This window comes from Methanobacterium sp. (genome assembly GCA_030017655.1).
In the GTDB taxonomy this organism is placed as follows: Archaea; Methanobacteriota; Methanobacteria; order Methanobacteriales; family Methanobacteriaceae; genus Methanobacterium_D.
Genome location: JASEIM010000008.1, coordinates 1 through 26,020 on the forward strand (window position 1 = coordinate 1; position 26,020 = coordinate 26,020).

Consider the following 26,020-nt stretch of genomic DNA (forward strand, 5'->3'; position numbering starts at 1 on the left):
TGTTTAAATTGTCACACAATACTGATTCAGGGCTAGATTGGAAAGAAAAAAAGTTACTGGAAAATTTCCATTGGAAATCAATGGAATAATCTGAATTTTCGCTTATGAAAATGAATCCTTTTTGTGATCTAAAATAGTTATTCATTGATTTTTCATTAATATGAAAATAGGGGATATATTCTTCACTATTCAAAATTTCAATAATTTTAATAGAATCATCCTTATTAATGAATATATCAAGATCATTAAATTCCCTTAAAGAAATATTTCCATATATTAAATCAGCCAAAACAGGTCCTTTATACGGCACTGCATCAATACCTTCAGCTTTCAACAGTTCAAGTATTTTAATCAATTCACCTGTCAGTAAAAGGTTTTTACGAACATTACCATTAAAATAATCCTTAAGTTCCCCTAAAATATCGTCAGGAACCATTTCAGGGCAAACTGAATTTAGATTATGGTATAAAAGAGGTTTTAACCGGTGCCTTGATGCCATTTTTATTAAATAATCCCAATCTAAATTTTTCCCAGCTAAATCACGAATTTTGTCTTTAATTTCAGGATTCACTTTTGTCCGGGCACAGCAGAGAAGCAGTTCTTCTTCAGGCCTTAATTTGAAATCATCTTTTATCAGTTTGATCTCCTCATTTTTTAATATCAAGTATTTTATATAATATAAGACTACACTAGTTATAATTAAATATTTAGCTGTAATAAAAATCATTCAGATGATTAAAAATGCATAAAAAAATCTTAATTGTACTCATAATTTTGTTCGTAGCAGGGATCTCCGGCTGCACCGTAAAAGAGGCGGGAAATGGTACATTTGGAGAGAAAACCATTTCATTAGAATCCATAAAAGTTTTAAACAACACAACAACAGATTACTATGAATATAACGGAACAAATTACTCTTATATAATAGGTACGGTGCAAAATCATAATAAATATGATGCATTTAAGGTTAAAATGAAGGCAATAGCTTACGATGAGAATGGGGAAATAGTTGCAACCAATAATACTGTTTATCTGGAACCAAAAAGCATTCCTGCAAGCGGACAGTCCTTATTCTATTTTGAATTTGTTGATCAAAATAAAACAATAGTAAAATACGACATAAAAGTGATTGATGCTAAAGCGATGCCTTAAAATAGAATTTTTTAATTTAATTAAACTACAATTCTTATTTGATTTTATAACTTAATATTAGACTCCTTGAAGATTTTGGCGATATTTCTAAATAGTAATCATTTATTTTTTCTTCTATTTCAGGCAATTCTGCATCCTTAAAACCAATTTTTTTAAAGAGATTTAAAGAAGCTTTATTATCTTCAAAAACGTTGACCAAAACTTTATCAATCTCCCTAATTTTTAATTCTGATATTGCACCTAAAACCATTTCTTCACCTATTCCCATACCTTTATACTGATTTAAAACCGTTAAACTCATTATCCACCAGTTATCATCAGATAAATTTTCTCTCCAGGGGCTTCCTACAAATAAAGAGCCGATTAACTTCCCTTTATGCTCTGCAATATAGTAAAATGAACCATCAGTAGTTGGAGATAAATCAGCACCATAAAATTTAGAAAGTAAAGGAAAATCATCAGGAGAAGAAGCATAATATATTGTATCTGGTTTAAAATGTTTTTTTAGCTTTCTAATTCGTTTAAAACTGTTTAAACATGAGTTAATATGTATCAATGCTTTAGGGATAAAATTCAAACAACTATTAAAAAATCTTAAAAGAGGATTTATTATCCAGTGAAATTCAACAATAAAAACTCCAAATTTTTTATTTAGAGATGTATCAAGATTTATGATTTTCCCATTTCTTTCTATACTAGTTAATTTACCTAAAATTTCATTAGAATTAACTGCAGGGTCGCGTATAGGCATATTATCGCCTTTGGTGATGAATTTCCCCTTAAATTTCTCTTCTTTTATTATACGGTGCAGGATTAATGAATCATTTTTTTCAAAAAAAATAATATCTCCAGTCGATAGATCATAAGGATTAACAGGTTTAATAGTTACTAAGTCCCCATTTTTTATTAGAGGAAACATACTGCTACCTAATGCTTTAAAACGGAATTTATTTTTTTTTAAAGATTTTTTTATAAGTTTAATTTCATTAATATTATCTAAAATAAAATCACATTCCCTTATTCCAACTAAAAATTATGAGAATAGCCACTATCATTAACTAAGAGTTAAATTATTTAGTAATTGAAATTTGGGCCAAATTATTACTTATTATATTAAGAAGTGGAACCTCTACCTGCACCACATGTACCTGGACCTGATCCTGGTGGCAGTTTTCCGCATGCTAACACTGTCTTTTCAAACATTTTTTCGGTTTTTATAGCTGGTTTTTGGTATTTTTTTCTATTTTTCATATTTTTTACCTCTTTAAACAACTTAATAATTTAGCTTCTTTACAACACCTACTTGAAGGCTCCATAAGATCATTTTCTTCAAGAATACTGAGTCCGGGGCAATAACGGCAGTAATCAACAATTTCACACTTAGAACAAGCAGGTAAATTAGACATTCTCAAGTTACTGGCCTCTAACATCCCTGATGAATGATACCATATTTCATTTAAAGATTCTTCTTTTAAATTCCCGCAGAATAATGGGAATTGACTACAGGGAAAAACATCAGCATAAGGGGAAATGTAACAGAAATTATGCGCTGCACTGCAAGGTAAATCGTTATAAATACTATTAAAATGATTTCCTACCTCTTCTTCACTTAAATTCTCATTTAATAAAGGATCTACCAAAATTCTGCATAGATCATTATCATTTATTTGGTAATCAAGAGGTTTCATGTTTCCATCAGTTTTCGGAGTAATATGAGGATCAACCTGGAATTCTGCATCTAATTTTTCAGCAAACTTATAAATGTTGAAGTATTCATTGATATTTTGCTTCATGATAATGTTAGTTACTCTAAGATACATATTCCTATTTTTAAGCATTTTAGCAGCTTTAATTGTTTTTTCAAGAGATCCAGGTACTCCTGTTATTTTATCATGGATTTTAGGGTCCATGCTATAGACACTAAAGCTTATTCTATTAGGATTTAGGCGAGATAGTTTATCGGCTATTTCATTATTGATCAATGTTCCATTTGTGGAAATATTCAAAGCAAAATGCAGTTCTCGAGCATATTCTGCAATTTCAAAGAAATCTTCCCTTGTAAATATTTCCCCTCCACTTAAGCCAAGATAGAGAGTTCCTAAATCGGCCAATTGATCAAGAATATCCATTATATCCGATTTTTTCATCTCTTGTCGATTTTCTTTAGATACATAACAATGTATACAATCTAAATTGCAATTATAGGTAAGATCCAGCTGACATGAAAGAAGTATCCTTTTTTCTGCCGTTTTTTGATTCATATAACTTCTTAAATCTTCTTTTATCATTTAAAATCACCGGTATCTGGTGATAAAGTGACAATTTTTTCATCCTTGAGTTTAGAAATGAAATCAATACAGTCTTTTTTAGCAGTTCCATAATCAACATCAAATTCTTCTGATATCATTTCAATTATTTCTTTTACTTGAGTTTGGCCATCAATATGTTCCAGTATAAATGTAGCCACTGGATTTAAAACGTTTAATTTACTTTCTTTAAGATCTACAATTACTGCCTCTCCATCAATGATTCTATAAGCTATTTTATCATTATTTAGGGCTATGTATTCATTTAGCATTTATAACACTCCAAAATGATGGATCGGGCAAAAAATGTAGTTCATATGCAGGAATAACATTTACAAAATCATGGCAAATGTTAAAAAGCTGCATATTAAACTCATTATCACTTAAAAAGAATAAAACATTAGGAATCAGGTGTTCTAGAGTCTTAACAGATTTAGCAGGTGTTATATAGTTTTCTTGATCTTTTTTAGGTAAAAAAACACTTTTTAAAGGAGCTTGAGTATTTTCTCCGGCTATGGCTAATTCTCCCCAAAAAGGAGTTCCAAAAATATTGTATTCACCATCTACCTTTTTGACTAATGATACCTCGTCTGATAAAAGTATAGAATCATTACTTAAACGGGATATAGTGGTTTTACCTGTTCCAGACTTCCCTGGAAAGAGATATCCAATACCATTTCTTATTAAACTCGCAGCATGAACTAAAAATCCTTGTTCCTCTAATAAAACAAGCGAATAAATGATACGTAGATAATTATTGAGATCTAACTGACTTCTACACCTTAATTTACCCTTCATACTATGAATATCAAATTCTCCAGAAAAGCTGTTCCAAAAGATTTTATATAATTCTTCGCTCTCTAATGTTAATTTAGGAACTTCTAATAATATATTATGTCCAGATTCATCTTCTAAGACTTCAATTTCTAAATTTATGGTTGGATCAATATCATCAACAATGAAGTTAGAGTATTTCTCTAAAATTTCATTTAGAAATAACTCATCATCTAATGTAATTTTAACAGGAATTCCACCAATGGATATTGACACTGAATTTTTCATTATAATCTCCTATTTATCATCTAGAAGGTTTATTATAGTTTCAGGCTGTATTAACATTACATAATAATCCAAAAATCTTTTTTTAAGCTGTTTCTGTGCTTCATTTGACTTCATATTCTCATCATTAGGTTATATGTGAAATTAATCACGATATTTTAGAGTAATTGCTATTAAGTTAGTAAATTTTACTATTTAATTCTATTTATTTATTTCTACATGCGCTAAAAGCCCGTGACATTAATCACAGATTTTTTAAAATAATTATTTAGTTAATATCATTTAATAGTATTATAATATATTTTAAGGTCAGGATCCCCTTAATGAGAATATATTAAAAAAATTCGATTCTTCAATTAATTTTAAATTAAAATAAACCAATATTGAGCCTCATAAAGCACCCTAAAAGGCCCGTTTTCATTTATGAGCACATTCCATGCCCCTGTTTCAACAAGATTTCTATTTTCAATTAAATAAATAAGATCAGTATTTCGAATGGTTGACAAACGATGAGATATAATCAATATGGTTAGATTTCCATGGAATCCAGAATATTCTTTTCATTTTTTGAGTCCAGATATCAAAGTATGATAAAAAGGTAATTCTTATTTTTTTTATTTAATCAGCTTAAACGAACTTCTAATCTATTTTTCATTAAGGCTTTTATTATTTTAACTGATTTAAATAAATAGAAATTGGTTATTTCAGTCCTTTTACCTTCAAATACCATTTATTTCGATAACTGCCTTATTTATCCTATTTAAAAACTCTTTTGCGTCTTCAAGAAGTGATTTTGATTCATCTCGTGAAGGAACATAAAATACGTCGTAATCTGCTTTTTCACGCTTTGTTTCAGCTTTTGCTAAACTTTTGGCATAAAAATCCTCAATTAATCCTTCAGTAACAAAATTTAATCCAAATTATGACACAAGACCCGCATTTGTTCTGGTATATACATTTTTTAAAGCTAGTAGTGCCTTTGCTGCATTCAAAAATCTATGATTTTTGAGGCGCAAAAAATAAAGATTTTTTGCAGCATGATACATGGAGTAATAAGACTCACTGATGGAATCTGAGAGCATATTGTTATCAAATAGTATATGGGCTGATTTAACTTCTCTTCAGCTCTTTCCAGATGCTTTTCCCACTCTTTCATATAGAATAACACCGTCATTTAAGACATTATTGATAAAAGAATAACCTTCTTTAGCTTGCTTTTTAAAGCTAGATTTTTTCATATCTTTTGCTGATATAAGTTTACCATATTTAAGTAAAAGTGGAAATGATACATCTACAAGTTCATCCAGATTAACATCTCCCACCACTAAAATATCAATATCAGATTCTTCACCAGCTTCTCCTCTGGCAACAGATCCAAATAAAATTATGGTTTCCACCCTGTTTTTATATCTATGGAGGATTTCTTTTACAAATTCATACACTTCCTCAGGATATTTTTCAGGAGTTTTCATAATTATTATGTATGATACTGTTTTATAAAAATTTTATGATAAAATTCAATTGATGATATACATTATTACAGCATTACACATAATTACTAGAATTTTTCATTTTCAATTGAAGAAATGTTTCATTAGCCATTAATCCCTTGTGTATAAGCAAGAGAATGGAATTTACCTTGTGTTTTAATGAGTTCATCCCAAGCTCCGGACTCAACAATATTCCCTCCCTCAACCAGGTAGATAACATCAGCATTTCGTATTGTAGATAACCTATGGGCAATAATTAATATGGTTAGATTTCCATGGATTCTTTCCATGGAATCAAGTATGTTCCTCTCATTTTTTGAGTCCAGATTGCTTGTGGCCTCATCCAGTATTAAAAGTGATGGTCTGCGCAGTAATGCCCTTGCCAGGGCTAAACGCTGCTTCTCCCCACCGGATAATCTAACTCCACGATCCCCAATCAACGTGTCAAGTCCTTCAGGGAGATTTAATACAAATTCATCTGCCGATGCCAATTTTAATGCTAATAAGATATCTTCATCACTGGCTTCAGGGTCTGCTAAAAGCAAATTGTTTCGTATAGTGTCATTGAACAGAAATGTGTCCTGTGCAACGTATCCTATTTGATTACGCCAGCTAAGGAGATTTTCCTGATTTAAAGACACACCATCAACCAGTATATTGCCATTATCTGGCCTTATAAGGCCCATGACCATATCTGCAATAGTACTTTTACCTGCCCCTGATAATCCGGCGATTGCAGTTGTTTTCCCTGCTTCAATGGTTAAATTCAGATTTTCAATGCCGAAGGATCCATTTTTCCCACCATAGGAAAATGAAACATTCTCAAATTCAATTTTCTTATTTAGTTTCATCCCATTTCCAGTCAATCGTGGCTCTGCGGCTTCCCTGCATTCATTTTCAAGCCCAGTAACTGTCCCAAAAGCAGGTAACATGTTTATGAAATACTGATAGCTTAACTGGATCATTGAAAATCGCGGAATCATTCTAACAAACAAAAATAAGAGGATCAGTAATTCAGCAGTTGGAATGGCCATAACTTCAATCAATATAAATACTATAATGCTTAAAATCACCACAGATCCCACATCAAACAGGAATTTAACATCAGAATAGCTTCTTATAGCATCCATGTAACTATTTGTTACATTATCTGCTTCATTAGAAAATATTTCAACATTTTTCTCTTCCATATTGAAGCTTTTTATTGTCTTCATCCCTTCCATCTGCTTAAGGGTCGATGAATAGATTTCCTTACTTGTATTTGATAGTCTTTCACCGCTTTTACTTGCTGCTTGCGTCCTTTTTTTAAGTAAAAGGAGTAATGCAATGCCTATTACAAAAATAAGTCCGGTGATGACTCCTGAAATTTTTAAGGCAAATACAATATAAACTGATAAAACAATTGAACTGGCGACTAAAGAGATGAAAAAACTGGTTCCAGTGGTTATCCTTTCTATTTCATAGGTTAGTGCATGGGCAAAATCAGAAGATTTTTTACCTGTAAAAAAGAGCCAGTTAGAATTTGTGATTGCTGCAAACAGGCCTTTTCTTATATGGGCTGCAAATTCATATTCAATTTCAGAAGTTTTCAGTCTCTGTAATCTATAAAACAGTGCATTTAAGCTTATAATTGCCACATATATTATAAGCACCATGGCTAATGAAGGTTTAATTCCAATATATGAAAAAATCGATGCAATAGAGCCAGCGATTTGACCTAATGCACCCTGCTGAACGTCTAAACCAACAAGTTGGAGTAGAGGAACAAGCAAAAGAAGACCAATACCCTCAGTTAAACTGATGAAAACCATCAAAGCCAGTGCCAGAGCAAGATTTTTAGATCTAAAACCAAGTAATGCTTTGATGTATTCTGTGAAATTTTCATTTGAATTGATCATTCTGGAGAACATAAAAATCTACTTTGTGACATTAATCACAAATCCCTTTTTTATAATTATTCTACTCACATCTCTATTATTTTGATTATTTTAGACATTTAAATTTGTTTAAATAATAATTTTGCCAGAAAAAATATGCTGAAATCTGATAATTATAAATAACCCCTCAAAATAGATAAAATTAAATTTTAGAATATAAATTATTAAAATTTGGTTGTCAATAATATTTTTAACGATTTAAATGCTTCAATATTGATTATAAATACTTTTTTGGTTTTTTAAAAACTTAAACAGATTATTATCATTTTATAGATTAATATTAATGAATTAAGATACCAGTAAAGGTTAAATAATAGATTTTAATAGAATATTAATCACTTTAAAATATTAATCCATATATAAAGCTGTGAAAATATTCACATTAAAATATAAGTGTCATTTAAAATGTATTCACAAATATTTGGATTATTTATTTCGTGAATTTCTTCACAATAATTTAATATATATTTTTGAATATGAATAATTGAGAAATAAGATTCTAAGGCATAATGGGCGAATAAAATGAATAAAAATATGAATTAGGGGGTGAAAGAAGAATGATTAAATATAAAAACAATAATATATTCCTGATTTTACTTATTTTAATAATTATGGCAACTGTATTCAGCATTGATGATGTTTCAGCCGCTCCTAATCAAATTTATGTAAACAATGACACAGGAAATGACACCTGGGACGGAGAAAGTCCAACATGGAACGGTACAAGCGGACCCAAATTAAGTATTAAAAACGCTACAGGAACAGTATCCACTAATGGAGTAGTAAACGTCGCTAATGGTATTTATACTGGGACGAATAACCAAAATATTACCATAAACAGGAATATGACAATACAAGGCCAAAGCTCAACAGGAACTATAATAGATGCTGAAGGCCTAAATAGAATTTTTATAGTTAACAGCGGAATAAACTTTATCTTAAATGATCTAACTATCCGGAATGGAACAGCAACAAACAGTAACGGTGGTGCAATCCAAAATAATGGAGGCACATTAACCGTAAATAGATGTGTTTTCACAAATAACAAGGCTATCAGGACAACGGGCAATACTGATGTATTTGGTGGTGCTATTTATAGCACAGGAACTTTAACCGTGACAAACAGCATATTCACAAGCAATACTGCAGTATCTGGCTCAAATAATGAAGGGTATGGTGGAGCTATTTACAATACAGGTTCTTCAACCATAACCGGAAGTAATTTCACAAATAACAGTGTTAATAGTGCTAGTGGAACTCGAACTGATGATGGTGGTGCTATTTACGTTACAAATACTTTAAATGTAACTAACTGTACATTTACAGGTAATAATGCACGTGATGGAGGAGCTATTTGGAGCAGCAGAACCTTGAATATCACAGGTAGTAATTTTGTTACAAATACTGCAATACGTAATGGAGGAGCTATTTGGAGTGGAAGCTCTTTAAGTGGTGTTACTTTAAATGTTACAGGCAGTAATTTTTTATCTAACACTGCAACTACTAATGGAGGAGCCATTCATAATAATGCTGGTAATGCGGAAATCCACTTTAACAGAATAATTGGAAATTCACCCAGTGGTAATCAAATACGCCGTAGTGGTGGAAATGTAAACATCATAAATAACTGGTGGGGAGATAATGCAGGTTCAACTGGAAAAACATCAGGCACTGTTACTGCCACCACATGGCTAGTTTTAACTATAACCTCTTCACAATCATGGATTCCAACATCCGGTACTTCTACAATCACTGCAGATTTAAATCATTTAAATAATGGAAATCTAGCTACTGGAGGTTCTGTCCCTAATGGAATACCCGTAACATTCACCTGTACTCTGGGTTCAGTTAACCCGTTTGATGCATATACAATTAATGGAATAGCAACAACAACATTTACAGGTTTTAATTCCGGTATTGCAACAGTGAATGCCACAGTCGATGGCGTAAATGTAAGTACTAATATCACCGTTGGAACCGATATTTACGTTTCACCAACCGGTAACGACACCACAGGTGATGGAAGCCAGGGCAATCCATACAAAACCATTGCAAAAGGTATTTCAATGGTTTCTCCAGGAGGCACAGTTCACGTTGCAAATGGAACATATACAGGAACCGGTAATGTTAATTTAACCATTAACAAAAACGTTACTATCAATGGGGAGAGCAGAGATTCCGCTATTATCGATCGCCAAAATCTTAACAGGATATTCATCATTTCAAGCGGATATAATATTACTTTAACAAATTTAACACTCAGAAACGGACTTGCAAGTAACAGTAACGGTGGTGCAATTCAGAATAATGGGGGCACATTAACAATAAATAACTGTGCACTCACAAACAACAGAGCAAGTAGAACTGCTGATAGTACTGCTGTTTATGGTGGCGCTATTTACAATACAGGTACCTTGACAATAAATAACAGCATTTTCACAGGTAACACTGTAACATCTGGTTCATTAAATGATGCTTTTGGTGGCGCTATTTACAGTACTGGTAGCATAACAATAACTGGCAGCACATTTTCAGGTAACAACGCAACCAGTTCCAGTGGAACTGCAAACGATGACGGTGGTGCTATCTACACCAATGGTAATTTGAATATAGATAATAGCTCTTTTACAAACAATACAGCAGGTCAAGATGGTGGAGCAATTTACAGCAACAGTAATTTAAGCATAAATAACAGCTCTTTTACAAGTAATGCTGGAGGTATGACCAATAATGGTGCTGGTGGTGCTATATGTATTGGAGACGGCAGCATTCTTGGAATGAACCTTACCATAACTAATTCTACATTTACAGGCAACAGCGGACAGCACGGGGGTGCATTATGGACCAATGCAGGTAGTTCTAGTAATCCTGCAGTTATCACCAATACAACTTTTACAGGCAACACCGGAACATATGGAGGAGCCATCCGTAACTGGGGTATTTTAAATATAACCAAATCAAGTTTCACCGGTAACAGCGGTACTGAAGGCGGAGCCATTAATAATTATAACAGCGGTAGGGCTGTTTTAACAGTGACAGAATCTAATTTAATAGATAACACCGCAACTACAGGTGGTGCTCTTTATAATGATGGTGGTACTGCTGAAATTCACTTCAACAGAATAATTGGAAATACAGGGACTGACGTGTACAGATCTGCAGGAACATTAAACGCGCAAAACAACTGGTGGGGTAACAATTACCAGGGAAGCAGCCCGCTTGCAGCTGGAAGGGTAAACAGCGGTGCAAATGCTGCAACATGGCTTGTTTTAAGCATTGCAGCTTCACCTAATACAATTCTTGTTGGCGGAACTTCAACCGTTACAGCTGATTTAACTCATGATCAAAATGGGAATTATTATAATCCAGCTTCTGGTCAAGTGCCTGATAGCATTCCAATAAACTTTGGAGGTACTTTAGGATCCTTAAATCCTGCAAGCAGCACCATAATAAACGGTATTTCAACCAGTACTTTCACTGCCGGAATTGTCCCTGGTACTGCAACTGTTAGTGCCACTGTTGACAGCCAAACCGTAAATACTCAAATCATAATCAGCCCTAAAGCTGTTTTAACAATAACTAACACAGCAAACAATAGCAACATGAATGTTGGTCAAACTGGTATTTTTACAGTAACTGTAATCAATAATGGACCTAATACAGCTACAAACATTAAAATAAACGATATACTCCCCGATGGATTTACAGCAGATACACATGGAACAGGAAGTTATGATGGAAATGTCTGGACTATCCCTAGCTTAGCTAGTGGATCATCAGCTATTTTAACCTTTACAGGCGTATTAACACCTGCAATGGCAGGGACAACCATAACCAATCATGCAACTGCCACATGGAATGAATATCCATCAACAGTAACTATACCTGACTCATCCATTTACGTAAAAAAAGCTGCGACAAGCATCACAATCACCCCTAGCAACGCAACACCAAACGTGGGGCAGCAGTTCTATTACACCATTACTGTAACTAACAATGGTGACGACGATGCCACTGATGTGAATGTATCTAACAATTTACCTGCCGGTTTAACCTTGAATGGTTATACAGCCAGTCAAGGAACATTTATGAATGGAGAATGGAATGTTGGAACACTCACTAAAGGAAGCAGTGCCACTTTAATTGTCTATGTAACACCACAAAGCAGTATTGCAGGTCAAGATATGATATTAACCGCGACAAAAACACAAAATGAATATCCTCAAACCACAACTGTTTCATCCACTATACATGTAAAAAAAGCTGATGTTGCTTTAAGCCAGACTGGGAATTATTCAGGAAATAAAGTGACTTTTGTAGTTACTGCTAATAATAACGGTCCTGATAATGCTACAGGATTAGTTATAACCAATCCAATACCTGTAGTCTTAACTGGAGTCACTGTGACACCTTCCATAGGTGATTATGACCCATTAACAGGTATCTGGACAATAGGAACATTAAATAACGGAGAAAGTGCAACTTTAACCATAACTGGAAATGCAACACTTCAATCAACTATTAACAATACCGCTACACGAACTGCACAAGATGAATACAACAGCCAAAATATTACAAGTAAATTTAGCATCTATGTACCATGTGTGGATATTTCTGTTTATAACACTCCTTGGTACTACCTTTCACTTGAGAAAAAATATCAAGACACATATGTTTATGGTAATGTACCAGTTTTCATGTTAACTGCATGGAATTCAGCATCATATGATGAAGCTACAGGAGTTATTTTACAATATATTATTCCAAATGGATTCCAATACGTTACATCTAATACTGGAGGATTAGGTTCAATTTCCTATACTTACGATAGCTTAAATCAGCAAGGTATTTTAACATGGAACATCGGATACATGCCAAAAGGAGGCATAGCAACCGCCTATATATATTTAAAGGTTGTAGCAGTAGGAAACAAAACAGCAAACCTTACAACAACAGCAAACCTTTTACATGTAGATCAAACCGATATAAAATCAAGCAACGACCAAAATGTAAAATATGCAATAATCACACCAGCATCAGCAGATATCCAAGTAAACCAAACCTACACAACATATACAGAAAACAACAAGCAATATGTGACCTATACAATAACCGTGACTAATAATGGGCCAAGTAACGCTACAGGAGTGCAAATAACTGATAAACTACCTTCAGGAGTACAATGGGTTTCAGATAATTCAGCAGGATCATATAATCATAATACCACAGGTACTGGAGCTGGAATATGGACCATAGGCAACTTAAGCTCCGAAGAAAGTAAAACACTTATAATTACAGCAGAAATCACAGGAACAGGAACAATAATCAACACAGCAACAAAAACAACCCAAGCAGAAAATGACTGGAACTACAACAACAACGCACAAACAACATACCTCACTATCTCAGGAAATTACAATAAATCTGTGGATATTTCTGTTTATAACACTCCTTGGTACTACCTTTCACTTGAGAAAAAATATCAAGACACATATGTTTATGGTAATGTACCAGTTTTCATGTTAACTGCATGGAATTCAGCATCATATGATGAAGCTACAGGAGTTATTTTACAATATATTATTCCAAATGGATTCCAATACGTTACATCTAATACTGGAGGATTAGGTTCAATTTCCTATACTTACGATAGCTTAAATCAGCAAGGTATTTTAACATGGAACATCGGATACATGCCAAAAGGAGGCATAGCAACCGCCTATATATATTTAAAGGTTGTAGCAGTAGGAAACAAAACAGCAAACCTTACAACAACAGCAAACCTTTTACATGTAGATCAAACCGATATAAAATCAAGCAACGACCAAAATGTAAAATATGCAATAATCACACCAGCATCAGCAGATATCCAAGTAAACCAAACCTACACAACATATACAGAAAACAACAAGCAATATGTGACCTATACAATAACCGTGACTAATAATGGGCCAAGTAACGCTACAGGAGTGCAAATAACTGATAAACTACCTTCAGGAGTACAATGGGTTTCAGATAATTCAGCAGGATCATATAATCATAATACCACAGGTACTGGAGCTGGAATATGGACCATAGGCAACTTAAGCTCCGAAGAAAGTAAAACACTTATAATTACAGCAGAAATCACAGGAACAGGAACAATAATCAACACAGCAACAAAAACAACCCAAGCAGAAAATGACTGGAACTACAACAACAACGCACAAACAACATACCTCATTCGAGAGGTTATTTAACTTCTTTTTTCAAATAGTAAATCTTTTATATAACAGAAAATTAACTAACATAAACAAAAAGAGGTGTAATAATGGAAGATAAACAGAAACAGTTATATAAAAAACCAAAAATTGAAATTTATGGTAATTTAAAAAAAATTACAAATAAAACTGAGGGACCACCAGATGGTTACAACACATTTGGAACATCTTAATTAAATTATTGATTTTATATTTTTACTAATATTAAAAATAGAATTAGCTCTTAATCTGATTATAATTACATTTTAGCCATAAATACAAAAAAGCAACCAACCAAATATTATATGTTATCTGCCAAATATCTTTTAAGCTCTTTTCTTCAGTTGTAGAACTATATTTGTAATATTGATCTTTAATAATATCTAAATTAACATAATCATTTATAACCTCATTATTCTCATAAAAAATTTCAACTAATAGATCTTTTTCAAATAATAAGTTTCTTTCAAGTACTGGACCAAAAAGTTTTTTTGATGGACGCCACTGGATCTTACGAGGCAAAATATCATTTAAAGCTATTCTCTGGATATATCTATCCCATCCATATCTATACTTCATATTATTTGGTATTGAATAACAAAATTCGACTAATCTTTTATCAAAAAAAGGATATCTTGGTTCTATTTGGTAAGCTGAAGCTATTCGATCTTGCATCTCCATAGTATATTGGTGAGATATTCTATTAATTACAAAGTAATGATATTGTCTAGCAGTTTTAGTTTTTGATAAAATTAAACTTGCTTTAAAACTTTTTAAATAATCAATACCTCCTAATTTATTTTCAAAATCTATATTTAAAATACTATTTTCATTAGATTTTACTTTAAATATTGAATTCAATTTTTTTCCAAAATTCTTTATTTTATAGGGTATTAAAAATAAAAATACTTCATAATAAAATAATTTAGAAATGCTTTTTTTACTATGTTCTGAGGAACCTCTAATTTCCCTCATTAATTTTTTTAATTGTAAACTAAGTGCAAGCTCTCGAATATAATTATTTCCATGAGAAACAATTTCATCACCACCACTTCCTCCTAAAAGGACACGTATTTTATTTTTTTCCATTTTTTTGTACATATCCCATAAAATAGCTATATTAGGAGTAAAAAATGGCTGATCTTGATGCCATAATATAGTCTCGAAATTCTCAAAAGGATTTATTTTATCGCCTGAAGTAAAGTTATTATTAATATTTCCAATATTTAAAACTTCTTTAATATAATCGCGTTCATCAACTTGAGGAAAGTCATCGAAAACCATTGAAAATGTGTTTATCCTGGTAAAACCATAATCATTTTCGGTTAAAATTTTTTTAGCCATACATACAACTGAAGAAGAGTCTAACCCCCCACTTAATTCAAATCCAAGAGGATATGCACTTCTCATGCGGCATTTTATTGCATCAGTGAATATCTTTTGGAAAGCTTTTATATATTCATCATCTGATTCCATAAATATTTTAGAATCAAAATTAAGCTCCCAATAATTTTTCTTTTTGTCAGAATCCGGGTTTATAATTAATGAATTAGCAGCTGTTAAACTGTATATTCCATCATAAAAAGTAAATTTTTTATCTGTTATGACTGTCATTAAATGAAAAGCCACTTTCAAGTCATTAACTTGATTAGGAACCCCTTGAACACAAAATAACGCCTTAATCTCCGTCCCAAAAACAAACATCTCATCATCTAAATAATAATAAAATGGCTTCACACCCATATGATCCCGGGCACAAAACAACTTCTCCTTATTTTTATCCCAGATTGCAAAGGCAAAATCTCCCAGTAAATGTTCAGGGCATTTCTCACCCCACTTCTCATATGATTTCAAAATGAAATAACTATCAGAAACATCTTCCTTATCTTCAATATCTAATTCTTTTGATAGCTCCTTACGGTTATCTATTCTTGCATCTGCTGTTATAACCAGTCCAGATTCTTCAAAGGGTAATTTCTCATGCAGAGATTCAGGGGTTGTCCACAGCATCTGATGACCCAAAGCAACTGATCCTTCACACCATGTGTCAGATCCATCAGGTCCACGATGAGATAACCGATCATTCATTTTTTTAATGAGTTCCGGGTCTACTTTTCGCCCATCTCTGTAAAAAATCCCTGTTATTGCACTCATTGTATCACTTAAGAACTGATTTCAGATAGTATAAAATTCGTTGATTATTCTCTAATTAATTTTTTGACTTTGTTTATTATAATCTCTGCCCTTGAAATCGCATTTTGAGCTTCTGTTTTTGAAATGGTTCCCGCAGTATCATAAACTGCTTGATGTCGTTTTCTACGCATTCTATCAAAATAAAGAACATCAGCTTCATCCAGAAATATTTCAGCAAAACTTATTGTTGCTAAATGAGAATTTCTACTTGAAGGTCGGTAGCCTTTTTTATAAATTAAAGCTCGAATACTTTGTAAAATAGAATTATATGCTATATTAAATGTCCAGTCATAATCATTATCTAAAACTGTTTTTGCAACTTCAAGATCCCTCTCTGCAAGTTTAATAGAGTCTTCAACCTGCTTGGGCGAACTTTTCAATTTCTTGATAAATCCTTCAGCTTCCAGCTTTCTAAGCATTTAAATCTCCAGTTATCTTTATTTTTGGTTCTTTTAAAACGTTTAAAACGAATGGATCTTCTTTATTTATCCTTTCTTTGAATTCATCCTCGCTGAATAAAACATAATTTATTTCTCTTGATAATTTTTTTTCAAGTTTTAACATTTCCTTTATTATTTTATCCTCATCAACTTCTCCAACCAAAAAAACATCAATATCGCTTTCTGCATCTGCCTTTCCTGAAGCAAAAGAGCCATATATAAAAGCCAATCTTATATTCCCTATTTTGCTTAAATCTTTGTTTATAACCTTTGCTGCACCTTCAGTTTTTAGTATAATACTTTTTAATTCTTCATATATGTGAAAATCTCTATTTACAGAATAATATTTCATATTTCCTTCTTTTTTACTTTTTAAAAGCCCAATTTGTTCCAGGTTTGATAATTCTCTTCTAACTGCATTGATATTTTCGTTTATACTCCTTGAAATTTCTCTTACAAACATCTCTTTTTGGGGATTTATCATGAAAAGAGTTAAAATTTTAACCCTCGTTTTTGAAGTGAATATCCTCTCCAACATGAATAAAAATTGTATTCAATTGTATAAATATTTTATTCAATTAATCATACTCGTAAGCACTTCAATTTTATTTACTTCAAGCTATTGAATTATTCCTAACTTTAAATCATCTTCAATAAGGTTTACCATGTCTGGGAGATCTTTAAATGAATGCGCTATTTCTAAACGGCTAATAATGGTATTTTTAATTAAATTGGCACATTGAATTAAATTTTTTGCCTGATCTTTATGATCCTGCATAACTCTGTTGGCAGTTGAATGCCTGATTAAGTTAATTACACTCTCTTGTGACTTAAAATTAGATATTCTGGTTTTTTCACCTTCTTCAAGGATATAAATCCTTTTTAATTCAACAGGCTCTGGGGAAAACCCCTTAGAAGCATCACAAAAAATTTTCCCTGCATAAGTTCTGATAGGTGTTAAAATATTTGTATCGTCCTTTATATGTATATAAGAATCATCTGATAACCGTACATGAGGATAACCAGGGTGTATAATTGGTAATCCTTCTCTATCAAATCCAACAGCCAGAATATCATCAGTTATCAGAGGATAACCTTTTTTATATAAATTTATGGCAGTTGTTGACTTTCCAAGTCCTCTATACCCCAGAAAAGCAATTGCACTGTTATTTACCTTAATTGAACTTCCGTGGAGCACTAAAAAACCCCTCTGATAAAGTAAAATAGACATTACAGGTCCCAACAAAAATGGGATTATGCTGGTTTCTTTAGTATAATCAAAATTAGATGATGTATCGACAATTATTTGGTTTCCATCACTTATCTTAACCTTCCCAATTCCATCCCACCAGAGATATACATTTTTTCCATCTACAAAATAGTTGGGACTATCTATATCTTTAAATGGAAGTACATCAACTTTATTTAAACCAATCTGAACATGAAATTTATTTTCACTGTCTTTTTCAATCATTCCTGGAAGTTCAATCTCTGAGGAAATATTTAATCCAAATGCACTGTAATGAAACATATATCATCCTCTTATTTGATATAATTAATTTCTATAATGGTTTTTATTAATTGGTTCTAATTTATAAAATATTTTTTTTATTTTAAATATTTAACAAAACAAGATATCACTAGACAAATATAATCCTGTATGAAATTCAATAATTCATCATTTTTATTAGATTTTGATTAACTTTTAATTCTATTTGTAAAAAAATCCATGTAATTGCACTCATTGTATCACTGAAATGAAATGATTTCATTAAATGAAATTATAAACTTATTTTAAAGTTAAATATTTTAACACGATAATTGTCTTCAATTGTATAAAATAATTTATTCAATCCATTTTCAGCAGTTCTATCGATATTAATTTTTGATAGTTAGTGATGGCATTTATACCCTGCCGTTTATATATATGATGTGATTTATAATATAACATGAAGAATGAAAATAGACGAACTGTAAAAATTGGCAGTTGTATCATTCATTATCGGCAAGCACCAAGAGGATGGGCCATTTTAGTATTGCCAGAACAGTTTAAAGTTGATAATTATTATCACGGGGTCCACATACATCCAGACAGAAAAGAAAATCCAATTAGCGACCCTGAAATCATCTTTAACATCATATTCAATCATATAACCAGAGAAGGAAGGTTAATTGAAGAAAAAATTAGGAAAGAATTGGGATTGTGATGTCAAAATTTATTAATTTGATTAAAATTTTATAAGGAGCCATTGTCATGATATTAAAACTTATTAAAGAAAGAAAAGGGAGTGAATTTGTTAAAGAAATGGAAGAGACCTATAGATCAATTGAAGATCTTAATAGATTAATCCAAAAACATCCAAAAAATGTTTTATATCCCCTTGATTTAGATGACTGGATGTACTATTTAGAGCATCCAGATGATATTATAAAGACCACAGATGTCATATTCCTTAAGGATCTTGATCTTAAAATGTCAGATCTCAAATTATTAGATATAATTAAAAAAGAGAATCCATCTTCAATAAGGAACCTCTCCAGCTTGGTAAAAAAGGATATAAAAACAGTTCAACCGAAAGTTAAAAGATTGGCAGAAGAAGGATTGGTTAAATTTGAGCACGGTCCTAAAAATGCTAAAAAACCGGTAGTCAATTTTAATAAAATAGAAATAGAAATATGAAATCATTTTGGCGGAGAATAATATGAAACAAAATCATTAAACCAAAAAAATATTGAAATTTCTTCATAATATAATTGTAAAAATTGAAATTAATTCTGTGAAAGCGGGGGAAATATATGAATTTAGAAGACTATAATCGGAGTTTATCTAAGGAAAAAAATAAGAGGAAACTCTTAAAAGAGGTCGATAAATTAAGAAAGAAAATGAAGTAAGTATATCCTCAGCTTATTAGATGAATAGAAATAATTACAAAAGCTGAATAAAAAATGTATTCAATTGCATAAATGAATTTATTCAGTTCTCTTATACTTTTATCCCATATCCATTATTGGTGTATATTGGGTTTCTGATTCACCAAGAATTATTCCACCATCTTTCTCCAACCATGCATGAGCTTCAAATTCCTCATCATTTTTAGAAACACCTATCTTAATACTTGATGAATAATTATACCTTGCAAGCAGAATCTGCGCTGCAATGGCACGAGTGAGGCATGTTGCCCCTGGAGTATAGATACTCATCACCCTGATTGCCCAGGTCAGCTTTTCTATGGAAATTTCTGACATCATATCCTCAGAAACATCAGTTAATCTACGGGTGATTTTCTGTATAAATGAAAAAGGAAGTATCCAGAGCATTATCCTTACAGTTAAAAGTAGGAAAAATGCTTTGATTAAAATGAATTTTTCTGTAGAGTTTAATTTCAAAAAAGTTTTAATTTTACTCATCACTTACCTCTATTAATCCCTTATCCAATAGTTCAGAAAGCAAATCCATTAAATCTGCTTCACATTCTTCTCTACCCACATCAAATTCGCCCATTATTAAATCACAGATTTCATCAACTCTCTTCGGCTTCTGAATCTGATTCCAGATAAAAGCCCCAACAGGATTCAATCCATAGTAAACCCCATCCTTCATGCTTAAAATTACTACTTCGTCTTCCACATCGCAGTGAACCGCTTCTTTAGTTACTGAAATCATCGAAGAGCCTGATAATTCTCCCATAATTAGTATCTCCATTGAATAATTATATTTCTAATATATTTAGATTCTATTGTATTTAAATCTAAATTAAACTATTCAGATATAGAATTTTAGTATTAATCAATTATATATAGATTATAAACAAATTAATTAAAATATCTTTTACTATATTTTTCATAGAATATCAATGAAAAAATGCAAATGATTTCTTGAGGCCCAATAATGAAGCAGTTACAAAATAGAGATATCATACTGATAATTTTGCTGGCGGTTATTTCTCTAACATGCATTTTGATTTCACCCCTAAACACATTTCCCCTAAGAATTATCCCATGCGTCTTAATTCTGTTTATTTTACCCGGATATTCATTATTAACTGCTTTATACCCTACTAAAGAGAATTTCACATTTAAAAAACGCTTATTAGTAAGTATAATTTTAAGTATGGTTATTACTTTACTATTTAGCCTGATAACTGTTTATTTCGGATTTAAAATGCCATATACTTCATTTTTATCATTATTGGTAGCTGTAACTTTTCTAGTGTTAATTATTGCCTATAGAAGGAGAAAAAATATTGATAAAAAAGAATTTGAGAGATATGTGATCTGTGAAAAATGTCACGGTTACTACAGACTTAAAAGAGACGAATTTCCAGAAGATTTTGAACATTGCCAGTGTGGCGGTGATTTAAAATACAGTGAATCCAGCTATATTAAACCAGAAAAAATAGAAAAAAATTTAAAAACTTCTGGTTTGGGTAAATCCAGTCGATTAAAACAATTTAAAATTAAATCTCCTGAATCTGAATATAAAGATGTTCTGCTTGTGATAATTCTCACAGCTTTAAGTATGATTGCTGTAAGCAGCTCATCCCTGGATAATTCAATTATAAGATTGACTCTTGTGGCTGTATTGGCCTTTTTCTTACCTGGCTATTCATTATCTGTGATTATATTTCCTTTAAGTAGAAATATTAATAGAATCAAACGCTTTTTTTATAGCATAATCTTCAGTTTACTTATTATTATTCCATTTTGTAGTTTAAGCCTTAAAACAGAACCAGTTGTCTCTATTATGGCTTTATCCATTATCACCGTTTCAATGATAATGTTTTCATTCATATACAGGTTCAGATCATCTAAAGAATTAAATAAGGTTTTTGAAGATGATCCTGGATTATCCTACAAATTTGATTCTAAAAAACTCTCTAAAAAAGTTTTTTTACAAGAAGATCTGTTATTCATATTTTTAGCAACAATTTTATGTGTGATATTTGTAACAATACCAAAATTAAATGAGACTCCCATAAGGATCATTCTCGGTCTTCTTTTTATACTATTTTTGCCGGGTTATTCTTTGATAGCTGCATTATTCCCAAGAAAGGATGATTTAGATGGAATTGAGCGTTTAGCTTTGAGTTTTGGGCTTAGTATTGCGGTTACCCCATTAATCGGTTTATTATTGAATTATACCCCATTTGGAATTAGATTGACGCCCATCCTCCTATCCTTATCCATCTTTACAGTTGCAATGATTACAATCGCATTCATGAGAAGGTTAAGGATTGTTGAGGAGGAAAGATTCTCAGTTAAGTTTAAAAATCATTTGAATAGGATATATAAAGAATTTAATAAGGAATCAGGCAGGGATAGAGTTCTATCAATCATACTGGTTCTTTCTATAGTTTTAGCAATCTCAATGACCATTTATGTCATTGTAACACCCAAACAGGGTGAAAAATTCACTGAATTTTATATTCTCGGCCCTAAGGGTAAGGCCAGTGATTATCCAACTAATTTAACTGTTGGTCAGACTGGAACTGTTAATATAGGGATTGTTAATCATGAATATGCCAAAGTAGACTACAAGTTAGTGGTCAAACTTAACAATCAAACAATAAATGAGAAGAATATTACTCTATCTAACAATGGTAAATGGGAGAATCAGTATAATTTCACTGCCACAAGATCAGGGGAAAAACAGAAACTGGAATTTTTATTATACAAGCTCCCTGATAAAGAAAAAGTTTATAGATCCCTTCATTTATGGTTAAATATTGGATAAAACCCAGAATATATTGTGATTAATTAAAATAATATTAATATTGAATATAAAAACAATTTGAAATCAGTTATTACAAATATAATAAAGTAACATGCTTAGTTACACCCATAAACGTGAAATCAGTCACATATCAAAGAGTAAATAACAAAATTTATATATCTTAAGCAGAATAACATAGCTTTGGAGGAATTTAATATATGATCTCAACTGTAACAACTACTACAACAACAGTGACTACTACTCAAGTTATGGCATACAGTATTATAGCAGTTATCTCATTAATAGCATTTTTAGCCATCAAAGAGATTTTGAGTTCAGAAGCAGACAAAAGTGAACGAATGAAATCATTTGTTAGGGGTTCCAATATCGCAATAGTGCCATTATTGCTTGTATTTACAGCCATTGTGGCTTATAAAGTGATAACAGTAATTTAGGGAGAGTATTAGTAATGCAACAGAATATGATTATAGGGGCTATTGTTCTTATAGCTGTAATAGTTATGGGTGTCTTTGCCCTGATAACATTTGATAATACTCAAGTTCAGGTTACTGCTGCAGGAGATCAGGCCACTAAGCTTGCTCTCTATAATAATGGAACCACATGGCTACATATGGATTTGGTAATGGAGAATGTAACCCTTAAAAATGGAACTGTAAAGACGTTCTATTCAGAACTTTACTTAAAACCTGAAAATGGAACAGTGACAATTGACTTAAGCCAGCTTGCTGGATATGGAAACGAAAAACTTCCAGCAGGAACCACCATACGAATATTAGCATGGAAAGGACTTTTAAGCACAACTCCTGGAGGTACTGGTGACCTGAACCTTGAAATGCAGGGCTGGTCCAACACACAGTTACCAGGAGCAGACGATGCTAAACTGCAGATATTCTTTGCAGGAATACCAATAAAACAATTACCAAAAAATATAACTGATAACCTGATATTCACTGCAGATGACATAAATAAAGTCCATCAGCTACAGGGATTCATCGATGATGAAGAAAACGAACCTATCTTCGAAGAAGAAATTCTAACAGTCGACCAGAACGGAAAAGTAACATTAACAATAGTAACAGCTCCAGAACTATGCCAGAGAATAGCGCACTTAATTTGAGTATAAATATCCTCACTTCTTTCTTTTTTTTGGTGATAATTAATGGAAAATAAGATCATAATACCGATAATAGCCGCATTTATTCTAATTTCAGCATTTACAGTTTACGAGATGGCACAGGGAAATGTAGAAGAGATCGTATTTGATAAATTAACCTACAATTACACTTCACATATATGGATACCCCCAAACTCTGCAAAAGGAGGTTCTTTAGGTGGTTATTATAAGATACATGGTGTGGGACCTGATTTTAAATTCCAGATTAAACTTCCTGGCGCTGAAAATGCAGAGAGCCCCCTTGATTATACAAGTGATGGATTGAATGGTACTGGAAGATTGACAAGTATAGAAGTTACCCCAAATACAATTAAGGCGCTTATATCAGGTGATTTAAGGAAAGCAATGTTTGAAACAAAGTATTCAGGTAATTTTAATATGACATGCGCCGCCTGGACAGGAAAGGGTGCTTTTTCCAGTGAAAATGGCACAATTCCCGGTACATTCAAAATAGATGGCCCTATGACTGACTGGGAAGGAACATTCAATTTAATAAATAAAGATAGAATTATTTTAACGATGGATTACATTTATTATCCAAATGGCCAAAAGAACAAAGCTAAAAAATTAAACGATACCATATACATGTAAAAAAAATTGAGACCAATTATGGTCTTGAAGGTGTAAATATCCATGGATAAAACAGGAACTCAAATATCTGAATCCCAAAAGCAGTATTCAACTGATATTTCCAGGCGAAATGGTGATGACCTGCTTGAAATTGGGAATAACTATCTTGAATCAGATAAGGTTATTGATGCAGCCAGATATTATGAAAATGCTTTAAAAATATATAATATAGATAAAGACTTAATTGGGGAAGGTTACGCATTATTAGGACTTGCCATTATCCATGAAAAACTTGGCATACATGAAAAAGCAGTTGAATATTATAAACTATCTCTCAAAAAATTCAGGGTATCTAAAGATAGTGAAAAAGCAAAAAAAGTGTCTAAACTTCTTGCAAATCTTCTATTAATTATAGGTGATGGAAAAGCAGAGGCAGATGATTATGATAAAGCAAGAAAATACTATAAAGAATCAGTTAAGTACTATGAAAGATCTGGTGACTTTTTAGGGGAAGGTTATGCTCTTACAGGGCTTGGAACAATTTATGAAAAGTTTAATGACTTTGCTGAATCAAGGACGCATTATGAAAAAGCCCTGAATAAATTCAAAAAAGCTAAAGACTATGAAAGAGCAGGGATCGTTTCAAAACTTATTGCCAGTACTTATGAAGCCCATGAAGCCCTGGAAGATGCTTTAATTGATTATAGTAGATCCCTCGAATTATTCAAAAAAATTAGAGATATTGACAGGGAAACAGAAATACAAAAATCCATCAGTTCCATTAAAGATAAGCGATCCATTGTAAGAATAAATAAGAAACAGATAGTGTTTCTATCTTTTTATTTAATTCTAATCTGCATTGCTGAACTTGTTACAACATATAACAGCATGGAAGCGGGTCTCATTATTCATGTGTCAGTACTTGTAATGCTTTTAATCCATGGAGCACTGGAAATGGAAAGATCTTATAATTTTTCTTATTTATTATTATCAATGATGGCTGTGCCCATGATCAGGATAGTTGGACTAACAATACCCATTATGCATACCCCGGCTCTCTACTGGTTCCCCATAATTTCAATTCCCCTTTTTGCAGCTACATTTACCATAGCAAGGATTCAAAAAATAAGCAGACGGAATCTGGGTTTAACATTTGGTAATATTCCCGTCCAGCTGGGTATTGCGCTTAGTGGGCTATTTCTTGGGTTTATAGAATACCAGATCTTGCAACCAAAACCACTTATATCCGTTTTCAGTATTGAATCCGTTTTGGTTGCAGGTTTTATATTGTTAATTTCAACAGGGTTAGCAGAGGAACTATTATTCAGGGGAATAATCCAGAAGAATGCCGAAAATGTTTTTGGTAATTTATTTGGATTATTATACTCGTCATTGTTGTTTACATTCATGCACATTGGCTGGAATTCTGTTTATGACTGGATATTTGTATTCTGTGTCGCTATGTTCTATGGATATGTATTCCAGAGGACAAGGAGTTTATTTGGAGTAACCCTATCTCACGGAATTTCCAATTCTGTATTGTTTCTTATAATGCCCTTTTTCGTGTTTTAATCAATATCATAAATAAAAGAGCATCAAATAAGAAATAAAACTACTTAAACCATTAATGTGAAGATTTACTGTTTAATTATGTATATACATTCAGTTTATCTAAAAAAAATTTGAATTATTTAACAGAGATTTGCAAATAAACATCTATCTTGAA

Annotated in this window: 24 protein-coding genes; 10 read left to right on the forward strand and 14 right to left on the reverse strand. The window is 32.0% G+C overall.

Annotation, left to right across the window (positions count from 1 at the left end):
• Window positions 1-664, reverse strand: a 664-nt coding sequence (locus tag QMD61_05010) for a nucleotidyltransferase family protein (protein ID MDI6723985.1), incomplete at its 3' end; no start/stop codon positions are given.
• Window positions 665-741: 77 nt separating this feature from the next.
• Between QMD61_05010 and QMD61_05015 the strand changes: the two genes are divergently transcribed.
• Window positions 742-1,152: a hypothetical protein gene (locus QMD61_05015; GenBank protein MDI6723986.1), complete on the forward strand. Its 411-nt coding sequence runs from the start codon at window positions 742-744 to the stop codon at window positions 1,150-1,152.
• A gap of 34 nt (window positions 1,153-1,186) precedes the next feature.
• On the opposite strand, the gene QMD61_05020 is transcribed toward QMD61_05015, so the two are convergent.
• The 7 genes from QMD61_05020 to QMD61_05050 form a co-directional block, all read right to left on the reverse strand.
• The gene (locus tag QMD61_05020; protein MDI6723987.1) at window positions 1,187-2,134 is read right to left on the reverse strand and encodes a signal peptidase I; all 948 of its coding nucleotides are present in this window, start codon (window positions 2,132-2,134) and stop codon (window positions 1,187-1,189) included.
• A 131-nt stretch (window positions 2,135-2,265) separates the two neighbouring features.
• Window positions 2,266-2,403, reverse strand: coding sequence for a hypothetical protein (locus QMD61_05025; protein ID MDI6723988.1), 138 nt, complete (start codon window positions 2,401-2,403; stop codon window positions 2,266-2,268).
• Window positions 2,404-2,408: 5 nt separating this feature from the next.
• Window positions 2,409-3,440, reverse strand: a complete 1,032-nt coding sequence (locus QMD61_05030; protein MDI6723989.1) for a radical SAM protein — start codon at window positions 3,438-3,440, stop codon at window positions 2,409-2,411.
• Entirely contained in the window at window positions 3,437-3,730 is a 294-nt protein-coding gene (locus QMD61_05035; GenBank protein ID MDI6723990.1) for a PqqD family protein, read from the reverse strand. Before QMD61_05035 ends, QMD61_05030 begins: the two co-directional genes overlap by 4 nt.
• Entirely contained in the window at window positions 3,720-4,520 is an 801-nt protein-coding gene (locus QMD61_05040) for a hypothetical protein (GenBank protein ID MDI6723991.1), read from the reverse strand. Before QMD61_05040 ends, QMD61_05035 begins: the two co-directional genes overlap by 11 nt.
• A gap of 1,118 nt (window positions 4,521-5,638) precedes the next feature.
• Window positions 5,639-5,989: a nucleotidyltransferase domain-containing protein gene (locus QMD61_05045; protein MDI6723992.1), complete on the reverse strand. Its 351-nt coding sequence runs from the start codon at window positions 5,987-5,989 to the stop codon at window positions 5,639-5,641.
• A gap of 122 nt (window positions 5,990-6,111) precedes the next feature.
• Entirely contained in the window at window positions 6,112-7,917 is a 1,806-nt protein-coding gene (locus tag QMD61_05050) for an ABC transporter ATP-binding protein (GenBank protein ID MDI6723993.1), read from the reverse strand.
• A gap of 584 nt (window positions 7,918-8,501) precedes the next feature.
• Here QMD61_05050 and QMD61_05055 point away from each other — a divergent pair.
• Both QMD61_05055 and QMD61_05060 read left to right on the forward strand, forming a co-directional pair.
• On the forward strand, window positions 8,502-14,183 hold the full coding sequence (locus QMD61_05055; GenBank protein ID MDI6723994.1) for a hypothetical protein: 5,682 nt from the start codon (window positions 8,502-8,504) through the stop codon (window positions 14,181-14,183).
• A 71-nt stretch (window positions 14,184-14,254) separates the two neighbouring features.
• Entirely contained in the window at window positions 14,255-14,377 is a 123-nt protein-coding gene (locus tag QMD61_05060; GenBank protein ID MDI6723995.1) for a hypothetical protein, read from the forward strand.
• A 43-nt stretch (window positions 14,378-14,420) separates the two neighbouring features.
• Here QMD61_05060 and QMD61_05065 read toward each other — a convergent pair whose 3' ends face one another.
• The 4 genes from QMD61_05065 to QMD61_05080 all read right to left on the reverse strand — a co-directional run bounded on the left by QMD61_05065 (window position 14,421) and on the right by QMD61_05080 (window position 18,347).
• Complete coding sequence (locus tag QMD61_05065) at window positions 14,421-16,337, reverse strand: lasso peptide isopeptide bond-forming cyclase (GenBank protein ID MDI6723996.1); 1,917 nt, start codon at window positions 16,335-16,337, stop codon at window positions 14,421-14,423.
• A gap of 44 nt (window positions 16,338-16,381) precedes the next feature.
• Window positions 16,382-16,795 (reverse strand): HEPN domain-containing protein, encoded by a 414-nt coding sequence (locus tag QMD61_05070; protein ID MDI6723997.1) that lies wholly within the window; start codon window positions 16,793-16,795, stop codon window positions 16,382-16,384.
• On the reverse strand, window positions 16,788-17,354 hold the full coding sequence (locus tag QMD61_05075) for a nucleotidyltransferase domain-containing protein (GenBank protein MDI6723998.1): 567 nt from the start codon (window positions 17,352-17,354) through the stop codon (window positions 16,788-16,790). The genes QMD61_05070 and QMD61_05075 overlap by 8 nt, the downstream gene beginning before the upstream one ends.
• Before the next feature lie 81 nt (window positions 17,355-17,435).
• Window positions 17,436-18,347: a hypothetical protein gene (locus QMD61_05080; protein MDI6723999.1), complete on the reverse strand. Its 912-nt coding sequence runs from the start codon at window positions 18,345-18,347 to the stop codon at window positions 17,436-17,438.
• A 418-nt stretch (window positions 18,348-18,765) separates the two neighbouring features.
• Between QMD61_05080 and QMD61_05085 the strand changes: the two genes are divergently transcribed.
• Both QMD61_05085 and QMD61_05090 read left to right on the forward strand, forming a co-directional pair.
• The gene (locus tag QMD61_05085; protein ID MDI6724000.1) at window positions 18,766-19,023 is read left to right on the forward strand and encodes a hypothetical protein; all 258 of its coding nucleotides are present in this window, start codon (window positions 18,766-18,768) and stop codon (window positions 19,021-19,023) included.
• 47 nt (window positions 19,024-19,070) lie between these two features.
• Complete coding sequence (locus tag QMD61_05090) at window positions 19,071-19,496, forward strand: hypothetical protein (GenBank protein ID MDI6724001.1); 426 nt, start codon at window positions 19,071-19,073, stop codon at window positions 19,494-19,496.
• 311 nt (window positions 19,497-19,807) lie between these two features.
• Here the strand turns inward: QMD61_05090 and QMD61_05095 are convergent, their stop codons facing one another.
• Window positions 19,808-20,224 carry a lasso peptide biosynthesis B2 protein gene (locus QMD61_05095; protein MDI6724002.1) on the reverse strand — a complete coding sequence of 139 codons (417 nt, stop codon included), beginning with the start codon at window positions 20,222-20,224 and terminating at the stop codon, window positions 19,808-19,810.
• Entirely contained in the window at window positions 20,217-20,504 is a 288-nt protein-coding gene (locus QMD61_05100) for a PqqD family protein (protein MDI6724003.1), read from the reverse strand. The genes QMD61_05095 and QMD61_05100 overlap by 8 nt, the downstream gene beginning before the upstream one ends.
• Window positions 20,505-20,705: 201 nt before the next feature.
• On the opposite strand from QMD61_05100, the gene QMD61_05105 reads away from it, so the two are divergent.
• From QMD61_05105 to QMD61_05125, 5 genes are all read left to right on the forward strand, one after another.
• Window positions 20,706-22,550 (forward strand): DUF1616 domain-containing protein, encoded by a 1,845-nt coding sequence (locus QMD61_05105; GenBank protein ID MDI6724004.1) that lies wholly within the window; start codon window positions 20,706-20,708, stop codon window positions 22,548-22,550.
• A 197-nt stretch (window positions 22,551-22,747) separates the two neighbouring features.
• Window positions 22,748-22,984: a hypothetical protein gene (locus QMD61_05110; GenBank protein ID MDI6724005.1), complete on the forward strand. Its 237-nt coding sequence runs from the start codon at window positions 22,748-22,750 to the stop codon at window positions 22,982-22,984.
• 14 nt (window positions 22,985-22,998) lie between these two features.
• The gene (locus tag QMD61_05115; protein ID MDI6724006.1) at window positions 22,999-23,667 is read left to right on the forward strand and encodes a hypothetical protein; all 669 of its coding nucleotides are present in this window, start codon (window positions 22,999-23,001) and stop codon (window positions 23,665-23,667) included.
• Window positions 23,668-23,709: 42 nt separating this feature from the next.
• On the forward strand, window positions 23,710-24,315 hold the full coding sequence (locus tag QMD61_05120; GenBank protein ID MDI6724007.1) for a hypothetical protein: 606 nt from the start codon (window positions 23,710-23,712) through the stop codon (window positions 24,313-24,315).
• Window positions 24,316-24,357: 42 nt separating this feature from the next.
• On the forward strand, window positions 24,358-25,866 hold the full coding sequence (locus QMD61_05125; protein ID MDI6724008.1) for a tetratricopeptide repeat protein: 1,509 nt from the start codon (window positions 24,358-24,360) through the stop codon (window positions 25,864-25,866).
• The last annotated feature ends 154 nt before the right edge of the window (window positions 25,867-26,020 follow it).

Coding starts and splice junctions, on each gene's coding strand:
- QMD61_05015 (MDI6723986.1), top strand. CDS start 742: ATGCATAAAAAAATCTTAATTGTACTCATAATTTTGTTCGTAGCAGGG.
- QMD61_05025 (MDI6723988.1), bottom strand. CDS start 2,403: ATGAAAAATAGAAAAAAATACCAAAAACCAGCTATAAAAACCGAAAAA.
- QMD61_05030 (MDI6723989.1), bottom strand. CDS start 3,440: ATGATAAAAGAAGATTTAAGAAGTTATATGAATCAAAAAACGGCAGAA.
- QMD61_05035 (MDI6723990.1), bottom strand. CDS start 3,730: ATGCTAAATGAATACATAGCCCTAAATAATGATAAAATAGCTTATAGA.
- QMD61_05040 (MDI6723991.1), bottom strand. CDS start 4,520: ATGAAAAATTCAGTGTCAATATCCATTGGTGGAATTCCTGTTAAAATT.
- QMD61_05045 (MDI6723992.1), bottom strand. CDS start 5,989: ATGAAAACTCCTGAAAAATATCCTGAGGAAGTGTATGAATTTGTAAAA.
- QMD61_05050 (MDI6723993.1), bottom strand. CDS start 7,917: ATGTTCTCCAGAATGATCAATTCAAATGAAAATTTCACAGAATACATC.
- QMD61_05055 (MDI6723994.1), top strand. CDS start 8,502: ATGATTAAATATAAAAACAATAATATATTCCTGATTTTACTTATTTTA.
- QMD61_05060 (MDI6723995.1), top strand. CDS start 14,255: ATGGAAGATAAACAGAAACAGTTATATAAAAAACCAAAAATTGAAATT.
- QMD61_05065 (MDI6723996.1), bottom strand. CDS start 16,337: ATGAGTGCAATAACAGGGATTTTTTACAGAGATGGGCGAAAAGTAGAC.
- QMD61_05070 (MDI6723997.1), bottom strand. CDS start 16,795: ATGCTTAGAAAGCTGGAAGCTGAAGGATTTATCAAGAAATTGAAAAGT.
- QMD61_05075 (MDI6723998.1), bottom strand. CDS start 17,354: ATGTTGGAGAGGATATTCACTTCAAAAACGAGGGTTAAAATTTTAACT.
- QMD61_05080 (MDI6723999.1), bottom strand. CDS start 18,347: ATGTTTCATTACAGTGCATTTGGATTAAATATTTCCTCAGAGATTGAA.
- QMD61_05085 (MDI6724000.1), top strand. CDS start 18,766: ATGAAGAATGAAAATAGACGAACTGTAAAAATTGGCAGTTGTATCATT.
- QMD61_05090 (MDI6724001.1), top strand. CDS start 19,071: ATGATATTAAAACTTATTAAAGAAAGAAAAGGGAGTGAATTTGTTAAA.
- QMD61_05095 (MDI6724002.1), bottom strand. CDS start 20,224: ATGAGTAAAATTAAAACTTTTTTGAAATTAAACTCTACAGAAAAATTC.
- QMD61_05100 (MDI6724003.1), bottom strand. CDS start 20,504: ATGGGAGAATTATCAGGCTCTTCGATGATTTCAGTAACTAAAGAAGCG.
- QMD61_05105 (MDI6724004.1), top strand. CDS start 20,706: ATGAAGCAGTTACAAAATAGAGATATCATACTGATAATTTTGCTGGCG.
- QMD61_05110 (MDI6724005.1), top strand. CDS start 22,748: ATGATCTCAACTGTAACAACTACTACAACAACAGTGACTACTACTCAA.
- QMD61_05115 (MDI6724006.1), top strand. CDS start 22,999: ATGCAACAGAATATGATTATAGGGGCTATTGTTCTTATAGCTGTAATA.
- QMD61_05120 (MDI6724007.1), top strand. CDS start 23,710: ATGGAAAATAAGATCATAATACCGATAATAGCCGCATTTATTCTAATT.
- QMD61_05125 (MDI6724008.1), top strand. CDS start 24,358: ATGGATAAAACAGGAACTCAAATATCTGAATCCCAAAAGCAGTATTCA.